Source organism: Dorea sp. D27 (assembly GCF_001185345.1).
Lineage (GTDB): Bacteria > Bacillota > Clostridia > Lachnospirales > Lachnospiraceae > Extibacter.
Genome location: NZ_KQ236745.1, coordinates 284,175 through 302,812 on the forward strand (window position 1 = coordinate 284,175; position 18,638 = coordinate 302,812).

Consider the following 18,638-nt stretch of genomic DNA (forward strand, 5'->3'; position numbering starts at 1 on the left):
TTGTGTGAACAGGGGAGGGCAGGAAGATGCAGGTCGCAAAGGTTATCGGGACGGTTGTGGCAACAGAGAAAGACAGGTTATTGGAAGGTGTGCGGCTGATGGTGATACAGCCTGTGGATTCCAGAGGCGAAAATACAGGGAGCCCGCTTGTGGCGGGGGATGCTGTCGGAAGTGGCATCGGCGAGACCGTCATCTACGCAAAAAGCAAAGAAGGAGCCTTTGGTCTTCCCAATCCCCAGGCGTGCTGCGATGCAGGAATCACGGCTATCGTAGATGACATGTATACAGGATAGGCTGCACACGTCTTAAGGGCAGGAGGGCCGGGGCATGATGATAGCAAGAGTAGTCGGTAATATCGTAGCCACGCAAAAACACGGAGATTATCAGGGTCAGAAGCTGCTGCTCGTAAGGGCTGCCAATCTGGCGGGAGAACTATATGGGCCGGAGACGGTGGCCGTTGATGGGGCGGATACCGATTCCGGTATCGGAGATCTCGTGCTTGTCATACAGGAGGGCGGTTCGGCCAGACAGGCGGCGAGGTGCGGCCATAACGGGCCAATCGATGCAAGTGTAATTGCAGTGGCAGACAGTATCGAGACGAAGTATGGGAACTTAAATGAGTAGGCAAGGGGCAGATCTTCCTCTTGCCTGCTGTGCGTAAACGAGGTGAAACGATAAGATGGAATTGATAGAGCAGATTAAAAAGAGAGCAGCTGAGAAACATTGTACGCTTGTCCTGCCGGAGAGCTATGATGTTAGAGTTGCACAGGCGGCGGTCGAGATAGCGAAGCAACATCTGGCAAAAGTCGTACTGCTGTCAGACGGGACGAACCCGCTGCCGGGACAGGACAGGATAGAGGCTGCCGGCATAAGGATACTGGACTACAGACACGATGGAAAATATGAAGACTATGTGCGTAGGCTCTATGACCTTCGCAAGGGAAAAGGCCTGTCCACAGTGCAGGCTGCGAAGCTGTTGGAAAATCCGTTATACTATGGCGCGATGCTCGTTGAGGATGGCTGCGTGGACGGCATGGTGGCAGGAGCATGCCACTCCACCGGGGACACGCTGCGCCCTGCGCTGCAGATCGTGAAAACCGCACCGGGCATCAAGACAGTATCCGCCTACTTCCTCATGGTGGTTCCTGACTGTACATATGGGAGCGGCGGGGTATTCCTGTTTGCGGATTCCGGGCTTGTAGAATATCCGACCGAGGAACAGCTGGCTGATATAGCGGTGGCTTCTGCGAGAAGCTTTGAACAGATGACGGGAGAAGAGCCTGTCGTGGCGCTGCTCTCTTATTCGACAAAGGGGAGCGCCGGGAACTTAAGGCTTGCGCCGGTCATCGCAGCGATAGATCGGGTGAAGAAGCGGTATCCGAATCTTAAGATTGACGGAGAGCTGCAGCTTGACGCCGCAATCGACGAGAGCGTAGCAGAGATGAAGTGCAGAGGCAGCCGTGTGGCGGGCAAGGCGAACGTGCTCATATTCCCGGACCTGAACAGCGGCAATATCGGCTATAAGCTCGTGCAGCGGCTCGCCAAGGCAGAAGCGTACGGGCCGGTTACGCAGGGGCTGAAGCGGCCCGTCAATGACCTGTCCAGAGGCTGCAGCGTCCAGGATATCGTAGGGGTTGCCGCGATTACGTGCCTGCAGGCGGATGTCCCCATCTGAATGGAAGATACGGAAGACGCAGGCAGTCTTGCACATATACTTGAAACATTCTATAATAGAGGTACAGACGAAAGATAAGACGGGAGGAAGCCATGCGTAACAGGCTGACAGGATGGCCAAAGCGCAGACCTGATGTAAGGGATGCCTACTTCATCTTTGCAGATGATGTCTTTACAGGCCATATGACCTACGGACAATTTACTACCATTTTGAAATTCTATCTGCTGATTTACCGGAGGGTTCTGATTGCAGATTCCTTTCTTCTCAACAACGCCCATCTGCACAGGTTCCTTCTGGAAGAAGGCCGGGAGCTGCTGGAAAAAGGGCTGATCGTATTGACCGCGCGTTCGGATATATCAGAAATGAACGATCTGCTGCATCATTTCAAGCAGAGCGATACGCTGAATGATGGTCTTGAGGCGGATACATTGAAACGTATTCTGGATCTCTATGATTTTAAGAAGACGATTCAGTGGGATAAAGAGAAGATATCGCAGAACTTTGGTGATAAAATCTACGCTTCTATGGATATGCTTCCTATATCCGATGAAGAGGCGAAGAAATTTGCAAATGAGCTGGATGCAATGAAGGCACGTCGTTCGCTGACAAGGCAGTCTGTCTATCATTATCTTGAGAAGCAATACGCCCCGGCGGATCCGGCGAGACAGGTGATAAAGAAGTATACAGATATCATATACAGCTTCAATATTCCTAATTCTCTCAATGTGGCCTCCGCATATCCGGAGCGTCTGCTCTCCAGTGAACTGCTCAGACCGGAGAAGGTGTTTTTCCACCTTGCAGATGATACAGATATCGAAGCACAGCTTCTGCACGAGATTTGTTACCAGTCAGAAGATCTGATAAACGAGAATACTATATCGTGCGACCATCCGCTGATGTTCTATACAGCGGTGCTGGAGCAGCTCGGCGCCGGCGAGATACTGGCAATCAAAGAGATTGACAGTTTTGCCAGATACCTGAATGCATTAAAGAAGAATGACCCGGACGAGATGAAGCAGTATTTTTACAACTACTGCCAGGAGAGCAATAAGCTGGCAGCCGCGATGATTTCTCGGGATTATACCAGTCTGAAGGAGAAGGGGCATAAGCTTTCTATCCGCTCGAAAGTCGAGAACGCGGCAAAGGGGATTATCAGCTTTGGGCTTAACTTCGTCTCTTCTTCCCACGTACTGCTTGCACCGCTGGCGGATACCGTCATTACGGGCGGAATCTCTCTCATCAGCCAGAAGATATCCCATCCGCTGGAGAAAGAATATAACATCGGACTCATCGATGCATCGCGTGAGGCACACAAGCTGACGAATGAGAAGGAAGATACGATACTTCAAGAGGCGGAAAAGGCTTTCCAAATAAACAAAATCAGAAGACCATGCTGGAATTCCCAAGGGGATCTCTAAAGCCGGAAGAAGGCGCCCGGCGGGAGCTCCTCGAAGAGATTGCCGGAACTGGAGAAGTGTTCCACTCTCTCGGGACAGCGACGTTAGACAGCGGCATCTCTGGTACCGCCAACCATTTCTTCCTCAGCAGGAATACGTACAGTGGCGTTAAGGTATTATGTCGCTGTAGTGACACACCGCAGATGGAAAATGTGCTAAGACACATGCTATGTTCTTTTGAATAAAAGAAGAAATATGTCGAGAAATGATGAAAAATGTCAGAATATATGATAGAATTATATTAAATTATGACAAAATGGGAGGCGTTCTAAGTATTTTTAAATGAGGAGGGAAAGATATGTGGTGTACAAAATGTGGAAAAGAATTGGATGAGAATGCGGTAACATGCGATGCTTGTGGTACGGAGGTACGCTCTGGTAACGTTACGGCGCAGGAGCCTGAGAAAGCATCCGAGGAAAATCTTGAGGAAGTGGAAGTAACTGAGGAAATACCGGAGGAAGCATCAGAAGAAGCAATTGAGGAAGTACCAGACGAGCCAAAAGAAGAGGCGAAAGTGTCAGAAGAGGAAACAGAAGCACGAAAAACCGGTGATGAGAGCGGAAAGCCAGACGAAGAGGGGGACAGTACGCCGGCCGGAGGTGGAAAAAAACGGCTTGACGTAAGCACTTTGAAAAAACATTGGCTGAAGCTGGCGCTAGGAATTGCGGTCATCGTACTTGCTGTATATGCGGTTAAATATTATCAGGTAAAAGGGGAGCTTGCCAAGACAAACAGCAGATATAGTGAAGTGACTGCAGAATACAATTCCGTCTGCACGGAAAATACATCATTGAAGGATAAGATCAATACACTTGAACTCGAAAATGAAGAACTGAAAAATGGAGCTGCTTCCATGCTTGTGTCAATTAAGAACTCATACGAAGCGCAGAAATGGGATGAAGTCATAACCGCGGCTGCAGAACTGCATGGGAAATACAACGGCACGCAAGAGGATAAAGAAGCCCAGGAGCTTGCGAAACAGAGCCAGGGCCAGATTGATGCTGCGAAAGCTGCCGAAGAGTCGAAGAAAGCACAGGGATACGAAACCGGTATTACGTATGAACAGCTTGCCAGGACGCCGGATGACTTTGAAGGGGAAAAGGTCAAATTCAGCGGTAAAGTGGTGCAGGTAATGGAAGGGAAATCTGATATCCAGATCAGGCTAGCCGTAAATGACAGTTATGATACAATTATGTATGGCTCTTATTCTCCCGATACGGTATCCAGCAGAGTGCTGGAGGATGACCATGTCACTATATATGGTACATCTGTGGGGACGATAAGTTATCAGTCCACAATGGGTGGGACGATAACAATTCCCGGCGTTTTGATAGAAAAAATAGACCAATAGCAAAATATGGTATTTACTTGAAAAATTTGTAAAATAATGATATGTTTAATCTGTATCAGTATCTACAAAACGAATTAATAAGGGTTTTAAGGAGGGAGAATATTGACGAAAAAACGAAAGTTGCTGATACTTTCGCTTTTCCTGTGCTTGAGTACCACGATGGTGTTCGGCACGGAAAGCAATGCAGAGGGAACGTCAGGGGAGCAGACGTCTGCAGTATCGGGAATGAAAGATGAGAACGCACAGCGTCTCGAGAAAGTTACCGGAATGGATGAAAGCGGTAACGTCTTTGAAGTGGACGATTCAGACGGAACGTTTGAAAATGGCGGAAATGCACAGTATTTCAGGTCGGCGTCCAATGAACTTGTCGTAAATTTCAATACGAAAGGTAATGCGGTCACAAATTATACAGAGGCAGCGTCCGGCAACGCCGGCTATACGAACGGCGCCTATGGAGCTGACGGGGCATACCTTGGTATGGAGAACGGCAAAGTGAAATTTATGATGTCAGGTGTCATAGGGCTTGTCTCGGCAAGTGAAGTACAAGTGGTGAGACTTTCTGACACAGCGGTCGTCAGCGGCTACTATGTATCAGGAGGCAGACTGATTCACGGCGTTGTGGGTGATATGACGACGCCGGGATATGCATCCAGGCTGGACAATGGGCCGGCACCGTCATATCTGAGCGGCGGTACTACATATTACAGCTATGACGGACATTATTTTTACACGAATTATGGTACGATGATTACGGATTATCAGAAGAATACACGCTCCCATTCCGTAAATGCGAACAATCCATATTATAATTATTTCCAGTACCTGCCGCTCAGAAGCAAGACAGGATACAGTGCGGCACAGTTGAGCAGCGCTATCAATGGAAAGGCAACTAATTCTTCATCGAAGATGAGGAATACAGGAACACAGTTCGTCAACCAGCAGAATACATATGGCATAAATGCGCTCGTCATGGCCGGCATCGCCGCTAATGAAAGCGGATGGGGGATAAGTTCCATCTGCCAGAGCAAAAATAACCTGTTCGGGTTGAACGCGGTCGACAGTTCGCCCGGAACAAGTGCCGATAAATACGCCAGTGTGGATGAGTGCATCCGCCAGTTTGCCAACGGCTGGATGTCCAGAGGATATGTGTATCCGAATGATTCCAGATATAGAGGAGGATTCCTTGGCAATAAGGGCAGCGGCATGAACGTCAAGTACGCGTCAGATCCATTCTGGGGTGAGAAAGCTGCCGCTGTCATGTATACGCTGGATGCATCCGGCGGAGGCAAGGATTCTGGGAGATATACGATAGGAATCAAGGATACACTATACGGAAGCGGCAATAATGTGAATGTGAGAAGCTCCAACAGTACTTCTTCCACCGCATTATATAAAACAGGAATTTACACAAGCTATGCGGTATTATTGAAGGAATCACAGGCGGCGGGCTCTTTTTATAAGATTCAGAGTGACGCGGTGCTGAATTCCGGCAGAACTGCTGTGAGTGCGGGCGTCGGGGAATATAATTTTGACAATATGTATGCATTCATTTCCTCGGATTATGTCACGGTTGTAAATAAGGGAAGCGACACGGCAGTGCCAAAGACGCTCAGCTCAATCAGCATAAGCACGCCTCCGGCAAAGACGGTATATACGGAAGGGGAGAAGTTCGACGCCACCGGTATGGTTGTCAAGGCGAAATGGAGCGATGGCACGGAGTCGGATGTGACGAAGAACATTACTTTTCCGAAAGAGGCTTTAGCGAAAGGTACAGCAAGTGTAACAATACAGTATACTGCCGACCAAGTGACTAAGACGGCTGCACAGAAGATTACGGTAAATGAGAAAACTACAGTGACAGAAGTCAGCATCAATCCGGCTTCAGTCGAAATGAAGACGGGTAGTTCAAGGACATTTGGCGTGGCGGTTGCCGGGACGGGAAATCCGGCCCAGACAGTGACCTGGAGCGTGACAGGTGCCAAGAGTGCTGATACGAAGATAGACAGCACCGGAAAACTTCAGATAGGCACAGACGAGACGGCGGAGAGCCTGACGGTCAGGGCCGCGACGACGGTCGATACGTCCAAGTATGCGGAAGCGACAGTGAAGGTGTTAAAAGACGAAGTATCAGGTCCGGATACAGAGACGCCGGATGTAGATGTACCAGATAATGGGCAGCCGGACAACAGTAAGCCAGACGCAGATATACCGGATGCGGATGCTCCGGACGGAGATGGACCAGAAGCAGAACCGGGTCCGGATTCGTCACAGAATAATGGTTCTGGAAACGATGCTGATAATACGGTTGAAGTGAAAAATGAGCAGAATGGCATCAAGGTAAGCGGAACTATCCCTGCTGATGCATCTCTTAAGGTAGAGGTCATTGATAAAGGCAGTGATAATTACAGCACGCTGACAGAGCCTGTAAAGACCCACACCATCCTTGGCGTTTATGATATCAGCCTTGATAAGGACTTGGGAAAAGATGAAGTAGTACAGCTCGGCTTCAACGTCGATACAGAGCATAATGGTAAGGAAGCGGTGGTGCTCCATTATGCGGAGAAGGATGGCAGGACATATCTCGAAACGTATCATGCAACTGTAACGGATGGTACTGTAACGATTGAGGTCACCGGCTTCTCGCCGTACGTCATTGCACTGAATGATGCAGGAGCAAATACGATTGATGACGGGAACCAACAAGGCCCATCTGACAGCGGGCCTGACAATGATGTACTTCCTCCTGATATTGACGGAGGAGTGCAGGATGGAAGCAACAATCTGCTTGGCAGCTCGAACCCATCTTCTGGTACAGTAAGTACACCGCCAGCAGGGAGTCCGGAAGGTTCCGGGCCTGTATCAGGCCAGAATGGAGGCAGCCCGTCGACGCAAAGTTCAGACGCAGATGCAAAAGCGGCCTCGGGTGAGACGGTTGATAAGACATCAAAAGCGTCCGCCCAGGTAAAAGTGTCGGACAAAGAAGATAAGACAAAGGCATCCAAGACGGCAGACGAATCTCGAATAGTAATTTGGGGACTGTTGCTGCTGCTTTCGGCGCTGGCTGCCGCGTTTGCTATCAGATTTCGGAAATTAATAAAAAAATAAGGCTTCAGGGCAGGAGGAATCCTGCCCTGTTTTGTTGCTATAAAAAGTAGATTAGTTTATAATGGGTTACGTAAGTGTTTGCGTTGGATGTAATAATTGTAAGGGAAGTCAGAATTCATGGAATACAGAGAACAGCTGAAGATTATCAAATCACATAAATGGAACGAAGAGACCGGGTCAAGAGAAGAGCGACCCAGGAAGAATAACAAAAAAAGAAAGCCGGGTATAGCCAGCAGATTTCTATGGCTCATTCAAGTGCTTGCTTCTGCCTTTTTTCTCGTGGCGGTTCTGATACTTGGCATCATTCCTTTCAAATATCTTATATTGCTTGCCTTCATTGTTATTGTACTATTGATACTGACGCGGTATATGCAGAAGAGGGCCTGTAGGAGCCGTAAGAAGAAAAGGTCCGGCAAAGGGCTATGTATCTGCGCAAGCGTGGTGTTTGCCGTGGCCGGATTCTATGCGTTGAAGGGAAATGCTGCGCTGGATAAGATTGCAACTGGTGAAGAGAGCGGAAAGTATGGTGAAGAACATGGGATTGATGTGACAGAACGACCTTTCAGCGTCTATATAAGCGGTATTGACGTGTATGGTGATATCACGCAGAACAGCAGAAGTGACGTGAACCTGATAGCGACGGTGAATCCTAAGACACACAAAGTGCTCATCACGACGACGCCCAGGGATTATTATGTGAGGATTCCGGGGGTCTCCGGGGACGCGAGTGACAAGCTTACGCACGCAGGCATCTATGGGATAGATACATCTATTGCGACGCTGGAGAATCTGTATGACACAGAGATTCCATTTTATGTAAGGGTAAATTTTACATCTGTGGAAGAGATTGTGGATGTGATGGGAGGTGTGGACGTGGAATCTGAGCTTGCTTTTACGACGAGCGAGGACTCGGGCCTTGTGATGGATGTGAAGGATGGAGATAATCACTTTAACGGAAAAGAGGCATTGGCTTTTGTAAGAGAGAGGCAGAACCTGCCGACCGGTGATAATCAACGGGGTAAGAATCAGCAGGCGCTGCTGACCGCGTTGATTAAAAAGACAATGTCGCCAATGATTGTATTTCGGGCCAATGGAATGATTAACAGTGTATCGGGGAACTCGGAGACGAACATGTCTGAGAAGCAGATAAAGGCTTTGATTAAAATGCAGTTAAATGATGGAAAGGGATGGGATATAGAGTCGGTGGCAGCAACAGGAGATGATTCCGGTAAGCAGTGGTGCTATTCTTACGATGGAGGACCTTTATTTGTAACGGTTCCGGACTGGAGCAAGATAGAAGAAATTAAAAATAAGATCCATGCAGTATCAAAGTGACATGGCAGGAGGATGCATTGATGGACAAAACAACGTTAATAATTATGGCGGCAGGCATAGGAAGCCGTTTCGGTGACGGTATAAAGCAGTTGGAATCAATCGGACCAGATGGAGAGATTATTATGGATTATTCTATCTATGATGCATTGGATGCTGGTTTTGATAGGATAGTATTTGTAATCAGGAAGGATTTGGAAAAGGAATTTAAACGTATTGTGGGCAGCAGGATAGAGAAAATTGTAGATGTTGATTATGCCTATCAGGAATTGAATGATATTCCGTCGGCATACAAACACAAGTTGAAATACAGAAAGAAACCGTGGGGAACTGGACAGGCCATCTTATGTTGCAGAGACTTTGTGGATGGACCGTTTGCAGTTATCAATGCGGACGATTATTATGGTAAAGAAGCATTTAAAAAGTCCTACGCTTATCTATCCAATGCTCAAAAAGGTAAGGATAAGAAACAGATGTGCATGATAGGTTTTATATTAAAGAATACATTAAGTGACAATGGGGGTGTAACGAGGGGAATATGCACTGTGGGTACGAATGGTCTTCTCGAAGGCATCGTAGAGACTCATAATATAGAAAGAAGGGGGGATAAGGCGATAGTTGCCGAGTGTGGTCATGAAAGGGAAATCGATTTAGATTCCATAGTATCTATGAATATGTGGGGAGGTTTTCCTGATTTTTTCCAAACACTTGAGGACGGCTTTACAAATTTCTTGAATGCCCTGGAAGAAAATGATATGAATGGAGAATATCTTCTTCCAACGATAATAGGGGAACAGATAGGTCAAAACAAAATAGAAGTTGAAGTCTTGCAGTCATCAGATGAATGGTTCGGAGTAACATACAAGGAAGATAAAGAGACGGTAGTAGCGGCAATTCAAAAACTGGTTGCTGTTGGCATTTATCCAGAGAGGCTATATAATTCATAGGTAATTGATTATTAATCTTGAGGAGGGAAACGATGAAAAAAATATTTAGAAAAGTAATGTCTGTTCTTCTTGTGATAACATGTGTATGCAGCATGTCTGTCTCAGTTATAGCAGAAGAACCAGCTGCGGACACGGAGACTGAGAATTCAACTGAGATTGGAACAGTCGGCTGGCAAGGTGATATTGCGGCAGGCACCGGAACATATATAGATGAAAACGGTGAAAAAGCAACAGGACTATATAGAATTGGAAATCAAACATTCTATTTTAGCGAAGAGGGATATGCTCAAGCCGGCTGGCAGGAAATCGAAGATGCAGTATATTATTTTGATTTGGATACTGGTTTTCGATATGAGAATGTAACAAAGACTATCAGCGATAGAACTTATGAATTTGATAATGAAGGAAATTTTAAGGAGATAGCGGGCGATAACAGCCACGATACAGAAATCGAGGATCAGGGCAATAATAAGGAAGACGATAATAAAGTCCAGAAATCTGAGGGTAATTCAAGTGAAGATATAGCTGCATATAATAATTCTGAGGCAGATAAACCAGCAGAGATTGCAGATGATATCCTTACTGGCTGGCAGGATACGGATGCAGGCAGGAAATATATTGATGATTCGGGCTTAGCAGTAACCGGGATGAAATCAATTGAAGGAAAATTATACTATTTTAACGAGTCGGGTATTCTTCAGACGCGATGGATTGATTATCACGGCAAGAAATACTTTGCCATGGATGATGGAAGCATACATACAAGTGGCTGGCTGTATGCTGACGGTAATTATTATTTCTGCGGAAAAGATGGGGCTGTTTTTTCAGGCTTACAGACAATAAGTGGGAAAAAGTATTTTTTTGATACAGATGGAGTACGACAGACGCGATGGGTTGATAGCAATGGCAAGAAGTACTTTGCCATGGATGATGGAAGTATACATACAAGTGGCTGGCTGTATGCTGACGGCAATTATTACTTCTGTGGCAATGACGGTGCAGTGCTCTCGGGACTGCAGGTAATAAGCGGAAAAAGGTATTGCTTTGATGCAGATGGGGTACGACAGACGCGATGGGTTGATTATAATGGCAAGAAATACTTTGCTATGGACGATGGAAGCTTTCGTGTAAACGGCTGGCTGTATACAGGAGGCAGTTACTATTTTTGCGGAGGAGACGGAGCAGTCCTGAAGAATTTCCAGACAATAAGCGGGAAAAGATATTATCTCGGTACGGATGGAATCCGCCAGACGGGGTGGATAGATTTAGGCGGGAAAAGATACTTTGGAATGGAGGATGGAAGTCTTCGTGTAAACGGCTGGCTGTATACGGGAGGAAACTATTATTTCTGCGGAGGAGACGGAGCAGTCCTGAAGAATTTCCAGACAATAAGTGGGAAAAGATACTATTTAGGCACGGATGGAATCCGCCAGAGGAGCTGGATAGATTTAAATGGTAAAAAATACTTTGGAATGGAGGACGGAAGTCTTCGTGTAAACGGCTGGCTGTATACGGGAGGAAACTATTATTTCTGCGGAGCTGACGGAGCGGTCCTGAAGGGATTTCAGACTGTAAGTGGGAAGAGGTATTACTTTAATGCTGAAGGCATTCGACAGTCGAGATGGATAACGGTAAATGGAAACACTTACTTTGCAATGGAAGACGGAAGTCTTAGGAAAGGCTGGCTTTACGCAGACAGCAATAATTATTTCTGCAACTCAGCATATGTAGTGGTCAAAGGAAATTATGCTATAGATGGAGTTGCTTACTCTTTTGATCAGAAGGGTGCAATGATAAAAAAGAGCGGATGGGGAGAATATAAGGGGAACAAATATTATTTCAATCCGGCTACCGGCTTCCCATACAAGAATCAGTGGGTATCTTTTGGTTCCACGCAATATTATGCTAATTCTAAGGGACATATGGTCAGCGGCTTCTATACCATTGGCGGAAAGCTGTACTACTTTTATCCTGATTCTAAGATAATGGCGAGAAATACGACGATCAACGGTTATCAAATCGGTGCCAATGGTGTCGCAGTGCCTACCCGTATGGCACGTATGTACAGCATGGCCCAGGGATACTCCAGCACCACCCCATATCTGATAATGGTTGACAGGGCCTCCCACAAAGTTGGTGTGTTCAAAGGGGGCAAGGGCCTATGGAACAATCTGTACTATTGGGACTGTGCAGATGGAGCTCCGTCTACGCCTACGGTAGGAGGAATATTCAAGGTAGGGATGAAAGGGTATTATTTTGATTCGGGTTCTGCAAGGTGCTTCTGGTATACCCAGTTTTATGGCAATTATCTTTTCCATACAGTTTTGTGCTATAAAGATGGAAGCATTATGGACGGGCGCGTAGGTATGGCATTATCTCACGGATGTGTAAGGCTTCAGATTCCTAATGCAAAATGGATATATGATAATATACCGAAAGGTACAACAGTTGTTGTATATTAAATAAAAACTATGGGGGAGGGTGCGGAGCTGTATCTCTCCCTTTTGTGCAAAATCTATTAAGTATCACATAAAGATTGTATTTGAGGAAAAAATTTGTTATTATGTAACAAGTGTAAAAAAATGTAACAATTTGAAATATTCAGCGGTATTAGGAGGCATAAACGAATGGGTGTTAAACGGGTCTGCCATATGACAAGCGCACATGACAGCAGGGATGTAAGGATTTTTCATAAAGAGTGTGTATCACTGGCAAAAGCAGGGTATGATACTATTCTAGTAGTACCAGGAAAATCATTTGACAGGGATAATGTAAAAGTCAAAGGGGTTACGAGAAAGTCTGGCAGCCGTTTATACCGCATGTTATTTATGACCCGACTTGTGTACAAGGAGGCACTGGCTGCTAATGCGGATATATATCATTTTCATGATCCGGAATTGCTTCCATATGCGTTAAAACTTAAAAAGAAAAATAAGATAGTTGTATATGATAGTCATGAGGATGTGCCCAGGCAAATATTGGCGAAGACCTGGATACCGTTGAAGATGAGGACTTTTGTATCAAAAACATATGAACATTATGAGAAACGGATTGCAAGGAAACTAGACTACATTGTAACGGCGACAGATCATATTGCTGATATTTTTAGAAAATATGGATGTAAGGCAGGATCTATCAAGAACTATCCCCTGTTATCTGATATTCAATGTAAAAATGATGATTATACAAAGCGTGATAGAATCTTGTGCTATGCAGGTGGAATAACGGAGCAGAGGGGCATTACGCAACTGGTAAAGCTGATGGAGCATATTGATGCAGAGCTTCAGATTGCGGGAGCCATAAATCAGGAGTATAAAAAAGAGCTTGAGCGGCTGCCGGGATGGAAAAAAGTAAAGCTACTTGGATATCTAAGCCGTTCCGAGATAAATGACTTATATAATAGAAGCCTGATTGGTCTGGTTATTTTGAAAAACACGCCTAACCACAGAAAGGCGCTTCCTATTAAAATGTTTGAATATATGGCAGCGGGAATACCGATTATAGCGTCTGATTTTAAGCTGTGGAAGGACATTATCAAATGCAGTGAATGTGGTATCTCAACTGATCCCGAAAATGTAAAAGAAATAGAGGATGCAGTAAATAAACTGCTTGCGGATAGAGAAATGTCATATGAATTAGGCAAGAATGGACGTGAGGCAATCTGCAGAGAATATAACTGGGGGATAGAAGAAAAGAAATTGGTTGATATATATTCGCGATTAGCAAGGTAAACAGAGGAGAGGGCAGCATGATTGCAATACTTGATTATGGAATAGGTAATCTAGGTTCCATAAAAAACATGTTAAATAAAATTGGTGCGGAAACGGTGATAGCTGACAGCATTAAAGAAATAGAACAAGCTGATAAGCTTATTCTTCCAGGTGTAGGTTCTTTTGACAATGGTATGAGATGCCTGCGTGAAAAAGAGTTTGATAAGGTAATAATTGAACAGGTATGTGATAATAAAAAACCGATACTTGGCATATGCCTGGGAATGCAGATGTTAGGAAGAAAGAGCGAAGAGGGCAAAGAAAAAGGATTGGATTTAATTCCGTTTGATAATAAAAGATTCAGCTTTGCGGATGATGGCTTGAAAGTTCCGCATATGGGCTGGAATTATGTTGATATAATTAACAGAGAAAATAATCTGGTGAAGGATATTGAGGAAAAGCAAAGATACTATTTTGTACACTCATATCATGCTGTCTGTGATTCTAGAGAGAATGTGCTGATGACATGTGATTACGGATATGAATTTGCAGCAGCAGTAATCAATGGCAATATTTATGGAACACAATTCCATCCTGAAAAGAGCCATAACTTCGGAATGAAATTATTAGAAAATTTTTCGAAAGAGTGTTGACAATGTATAATAGACCGAGAGTAATTCCCTGTCTTCTGCTACAGGAGCAGGGATTAGTAAAGACGACAAAATTTAAGAATCCAAATTATCTGGGCGATCCGATTAATGCAGTACGTATATTTAATGAAAAAGGCGTGGATGAATTATGCCTGCTTGATATTGGGGCTGCGAAAAGCAGTGGCAGCCCGGATTTTGACTATCTTAAGAATATAGCCTCTGAAGCATTTATGCCATTAAGTTATGGAGGTGGTATTACGGAACTGAATCAGATTAAAGAATTGTTTGCTATTGGTTTTGAAAAAGTTATTATTAATTCCGCAATAAACAAAGATGACTCATTGTTGAAGAAGGCGGTGGAATATGCGGGGAGCCAAAGTGTTGTGGCGTCAATAGATGCAAAGAGAGAGTTATTTGGAAAATACTCATGCTTTATAGACGGAGGGAACACAAAGATAAAAGTGTCTCCTGCAAAGCTGGCAAAGCATTATGAAGAATCAGGTGCTGGTGAGATAATTATTAATTCTATTGATAATGATGGGATGATGCAGGGGTATGACATCGATTTGATTCGCCAAGTCACTGAGTCGGTAAATATTCCTGTAGTTGCCTGCGGCGGTGCAGGGGGGGTGCCCGACTTAAAGCTAGCCTTGGAGAAGGGTGGTGCCCATGCAGTATCAGCCGGCAGTATGTTTGTATATTTCGGCAGAAAAAAAGCAGTGCTGATTAATGTACCCGAAGAAAGTGAATTATATAGAGAAGGAGTTTATTGTGATGAGTAAATATCAGATTTGTACAAGGTGTATAATGGACACATCAGATCCAAAGATTTATTTTGATGACAATGGAGTATGTAATCATTGCCATCGTTTTGATGCTAACGAGGAACTATATGGATATCGTGAGGGGAGCAGCGATGAAAAGCTGAAGAGGTTAGTTGCCCAGATGAAAAAAGACGGTCAGGGAAAGGAATATGACTGTATACTGGGAATCTCAGGCGGCGTAGACAGTGCATATATGGCTTATCTCACTAAAAAACTGAATCTTCGGGTGCTTGCTGTCCATGTTGACGCGGGATGGAACAGCGATGTTGCCGTAAAGAATATTAAAAAGATGTGCGAAAAATTGAAAATAGATCTGCACACTGTAGTTATCGATTGGCCGACTATGAAGGAGCTGCAAAGAGCATACATGTTTTCCGGCCTGGCTAATCTGGATGTACCTCAAGACCATGTTTTTCTTGCAGCTATGTATAACTATGCTTCCAAGTGTCATGTAAAATATATGCTGAACGGGAGCAATGTTGCTACGGAAGGCGTTTCACCTGTAGCATGGGGATATACAGCAACAGATTACGCCAACATAAAGAGCGTATATAAGAAATACGGACGGGGAAAGAGCTTAAAGAAATATCCTCATTTTGGAGTACTGAAGTATCTAAAGTACCAGTCTGAAATTGTCAGAGTAGATTTGCTCAATTACGTGCCTTACTCTAAAAAAGAGGCAATGGAAACACTGGAGAGAGAGTTCGGCTGGGAGTATTATGGTGGAAAGCATTATGAATCCAGATTCACCAAATTCTTTCAGGGGTATTTTCTGCCTCAGAGATTTGGCTACGATAAAAAGCGTTCTCATCTGTCTAGTCTGGTATTAGGTGGTGAGATGACGAGAGAAGAAGCACTGGAAGCGATGAAGGATGATTCGGATTATACAGAAGCCCAGATGATGGAGGATAAGGAATACATACTTAAAAAGCTTGATATTTCTGATTCCGAGTGGGAAGGTATAATGAAGGGTGTAAAGAAGACGGAGGATATGTATCACTCCAGGAAAAAAATGCTGGCATTCCTCCGTATGGTAAAGAGGAAGATTAAAGTGTTAAAAGGTTAATCGTTATTGGAAGATTCAGGAAGATAAGTGATGAAGAATATAAAAATATTGGCAATCAATCCATACGAGACAATACAATATTATGAAAACCGCCCTATGGAAGAGGCTCGTTTTTTTAAGGCGCATGACTGCAATGTGGAGACAATCCTTATGGAGAGGAAAGTGGCGGGAAATAAAGTAGCTGCAAATAAAATAGCAGATATAAATACCCTGCATTTCATATGTAAAGATGACAGACTGATATCCAGACTTTCTAAAAGCAGAATAGGAAACGGATTAAAAAAGGTAGTCTATTTTGGATGGTATGTACGCTTTATATTATGGCTGAGGAAGTATTTGAAAAGTGAAAAACCTGACAGCCTTATCTGCCATAATATTGAGATGGCCTTGGCGGGAGTATGGGCCGGCAGAAAAAAAGTTGATAATATTGTATTTGTAATGAGGGAAATGTACGAGGGACAAAGTACACGGGCATTGAAGAACCGGGTTATCAAACTGGTAAGCGGCTACGTTCAGAACCGCAGCGATTTTCTCGTACATGTTGTACCCAAACAAATGGAGTATACATCTGAAAAGAATAGAAATAAAGTAATATATATACCCAATTATCCTAAGGAAGAGATTTATAGCAAGATCGTTCATAAAGAAAGCGTTATGATCCGGATTAATTATATTGGTTCCGTAAGAGATGTGAAGTCGCTTAAAATGCTGATGGATGCAGCGCAAGGGCTGAAAGGCATTAAAATTGGGATTCATGGAATGGGCGAGGCTTATGAAGAATTAAAGAGCATTGAACACGCTTATAAGAACGTTGACATAACAGGTTATTATAATTACGCGGAGGATACGGAAAAGCTGTTTGCAGATACGGATATTATTTACTGCGCATACAATATTGAAGTACCAAACTGGAGGGCGGCATATCCGATTAAGCTGTATGAAGCCATTGCCACGGGAATCCCGGTTATCTTGTGCAAAGGGATGGCGCCGGAGAGGTTCGTAATATCTAACGGCTGTGGATTTGTATTTGACTATAATGTTGATAGCTTAAGAGCACTGTTATCAGAGATAGTTGAAAAGAAAGAGCTGCTTCTGGAGAAACAGAAGGGTGTGCAGAATCTAAAGGGAGAGTATACCTGGAACAAGGTTGTTCAAGAATATTTAAAAATCCTAATATAGACTGGAGGCAGTGAATGTGTGTCAGAAGCAGCAGAGAAATAAAAACTTGACAAATAGTATGATATTGCTGATAATAATGCTGATATATAAACTAGCCTTGGAATTGGGTTTTTGGTTTTTGCTGTCAAAGGCATACTGGGGCCTGGGAGTATATAGATATGACTTTAATCTGGGGAAATATTTATTAGGCTTTATCTGGTGTTTTTTGCTTTTTGCCATGATTAGACATGATATAAGAAAACCGTCTGTCTTTTTTTTGGAACTTGAATATTTTATGGCTATTATACCAATTACGGTTATCTTTGCATTCAGTAATGAAAACATCTTGTACTATACAGCTGTCTGCTCCGGTTTTGCCGTGGCGGAAATTGTCGTCTGGATGGGAAAGGATATAGTCATACCAAAAATAAATCTGGCGAGTAAGATTATCATTATAGCATTCTATATTATAACTATTATCGTATATATTACAATCGTACTGCAAAATGGAATGTTTAGTTTAAAAGCACTTGATATATATGAAGTATATTCTGTAAGAAGCGACTTCCAATTAAACAAGTATGTAGGTTATCTGTTTAACTGGCAGTATACGATAATAACACCGTTTCTTATTGTCAGAGCAATAGACAGAAAAAAGTATGTAACTGTGATTACACTATGCGGTTTACAATTCCTGGCTTATTTATATGCGGCGCAGAAAAGTATATTGTTTGTCATACCGCTTGTTGTAGGAATTGCGATTGTTTCTAACTTAAAAAGTTTTAATAAGCTGGCATTTTGTGGACTGTCAATGGGTACTGTATTAGTAACATCACTTGGGTTCAAATTGAATTTCTTCTATCAGCTTTATGATTTGTTCGTCAGAAGAGTGCTTATTCTGTCGGCAAACTTAAAATTTATATATTATGATTATTTCTCAACCCATACATTGATAGGTCTTGCAGGGACGTTGTGGGGGAAGTTCCTGGGCATAGAATTTCCGTATAAAGAACGTATTGGTATTATTATATCTAAGGAGTATTTTAATAAACCGGAGATGAATTCTAATACAGGCTTTTGGGCAGAGGGGTATTATAGATTTGGGCTTTTCGGTATCCTGTTGGTAGGTATACTATTTGCGCTGCTAATCCTTGTGATTGATGAGTTTGCAAAATGGAACGGATACTCATTTGCGTTAGGAATCAGTTTTTTTGCGATATTTATATTAAATGATGGAGGTATTATAGATTCGATACTCTTTGGCCCACTTACAGTTTTAATTTTTCTTTGTTTGTTCTATAATAAAGAAGATGATTTTAAAAAGATAAAATTTGACAGGAAAAAAGATAACAGTTAATAGTTG

The 18,638-nt window shown here is 43.7% G+C and carries 15 protein-coding genes; all 15 read left to right on the forward strand.

The window, feature by feature from the left end; genetic code table 11:
* Positions 1-26: 26 nt before the first annotated feature.
* The 15 genes from HMPREF0980_RS12565 to HMPREF0980_RS12635 all read left to right on the forward strand — a co-directional run bounded on the left by HMPREF0980_RS12565 (position 27) and on the right by HMPREF0980_RS12635 (position 18,632).
* Positions 27-293, forward strand: a complete 267-nt coding sequence (locus HMPREF0980_RS12565; protein WP_049729441.1) for a EutN/CcmL family microcompartment protein — start codon at positions 27-29, stop codon at positions 291-293.
* A 34-nt stretch (positions 294-327) separates the two neighbouring features.
* Positions 328-624: a EutN/CcmL family microcompartment protein gene (locus HMPREF0980_RS12570; RefSeq protein WP_049729442.1), complete on the forward strand. Its 297-nt coding sequence runs from the start codon at positions 328-330 to the stop codon at positions 622-624.
* 55 nt (positions 625-679) lie between these two features.
* The gene (gene pta, locus HMPREF0980_RS12575) at positions 680-1,675 is read left to right on the forward strand and encodes a phosphate acetyltransferase (protein ID WP_049729443.1); all 996 of its coding nucleotides are present in this window, start codon (positions 680-682) and stop codon (positions 1,673-1,675) included.
* A 92-nt stretch (positions 1,676-1,767) separates the two neighbouring features.
* Positions 1,768-3,093: a hypothetical protein gene (locus HMPREF0980_RS12580; RefSeq protein ID WP_049729444.1), complete on the forward strand. Its 1,326-nt coding sequence runs from the start codon at positions 1,768-1,770 to the stop codon at positions 3,091-3,093.
* A gap of 337 nt (positions 3,094-3,430) precedes the next feature.
* Positions 3,431-4,483, forward strand: coding sequence for a zinc ribbon domain-containing protein (locus HMPREF0980_RS18685; protein ID WP_084002764.1), 1,053 nt, complete (start codon positions 3,431-3,433; stop codon positions 4,481-4,483).
* A gap of 102 nt (positions 4,484-4,585) precedes the next feature.
* The gene (locus HMPREF0980_RS12590) at positions 4,586-7,588 is read left to right on the forward strand and encodes a glucosaminidase domain-containing protein (RefSeq protein ID WP_049729445.1); all 3,003 of its coding nucleotides are present in this window, start codon (positions 4,586-4,588) and stop codon (positions 7,586-7,588) included.
* A gap of 117 nt (positions 7,589-7,705) precedes the next feature.
* Positions 7,706-8,923, forward strand: coding sequence for an LCP family protein (locus tag HMPREF0980_RS12595; RefSeq protein WP_049729446.1), 1,218 nt, complete (start codon positions 7,706-7,708; stop codon positions 8,921-8,923).
* Between the two features lie 20 nt (positions 8,924-8,943).
* Positions 8,944-9,867: a sugar phosphate nucleotidyltransferase gene (locus HMPREF0980_RS12600; protein WP_049729447.1), complete on the forward strand. Its 924-nt coding sequence runs from the start codon at positions 8,944-8,946 to the stop codon at positions 9,865-9,867.
* 32 nt (positions 9,868-9,899) lie between these two features.
* Entirely contained in the window at positions 9,900-12,329 is a 2,430-nt protein-coding gene (locus tag HMPREF0980_RS12605) for a L,D-transpeptidase family protein (RefSeq protein WP_049729448.1), read from the forward strand.
* A 165-nt stretch (positions 12,330-12,494) separates the two neighbouring features.
* The gene (locus HMPREF0980_RS12610; RefSeq protein WP_049729449.1) at positions 12,495-13,598 is read left to right on the forward strand and encodes a glycosyltransferase family 4 protein; all 1,104 of its coding nucleotides are present in this window, start codon (positions 12,495-12,497) and stop codon (positions 13,596-13,598) included.
* 17 nt (positions 13,599-13,615) lie between these two features.
* Entirely contained in the window at positions 13,616-14,230 is a 615-nt protein-coding gene (hisH, locus tag HMPREF0980_RS12615; protein WP_049729450.1) for an imidazole glycerol phosphate synthase subunit HisH, read from the forward strand.
* 2 nt (positions 14,231-14,232) lie between these two features.
* Positions 14,233-15,009 carry an AglZ/HisF2 family acetamidino modification protein gene (locus HMPREF0980_RS12620; RefSeq protein WP_049729451.1) on the forward strand — a complete coding sequence of 259 codons (777 nt, stop codon included), beginning with the start codon at positions 14,233-14,235 and terminating at the stop codon, positions 15,007-15,009.
* Entirely contained in the window at positions 15,002-16,117 is a 1,116-nt protein-coding gene (locus HMPREF0980_RS12625; protein ID WP_049729452.1) for an N-acetyl sugar amidotransferase, read from the forward strand. Before HMPREF0980_RS12620 ends, HMPREF0980_RS12625 begins: the two co-directional genes overlap by 8 nt.
* A 30-nt stretch (positions 16,118-16,147) precedes the next feature.
* The gene (locus tag HMPREF0980_RS12630; protein WP_049729453.1) at positions 16,148-17,296 is read left to right on the forward strand and encodes a glycosyltransferase; all 1,149 of its coding nucleotides are present in this window, start codon (positions 16,148-16,150) and stop codon (positions 17,294-17,296) included.
* Positions 17,297-17,312: 16 nt separating this feature from the next.
* Positions 17,313-18,632, forward strand: coding sequence for a hypothetical protein (locus HMPREF0980_RS12635; RefSeq protein ID WP_049729454.1), 1,320 nt, complete (start codon positions 17,313-17,315; stop codon positions 18,630-18,632).
* Positions 18,633-18,638 lie beyond the last annotated feature (6 nt).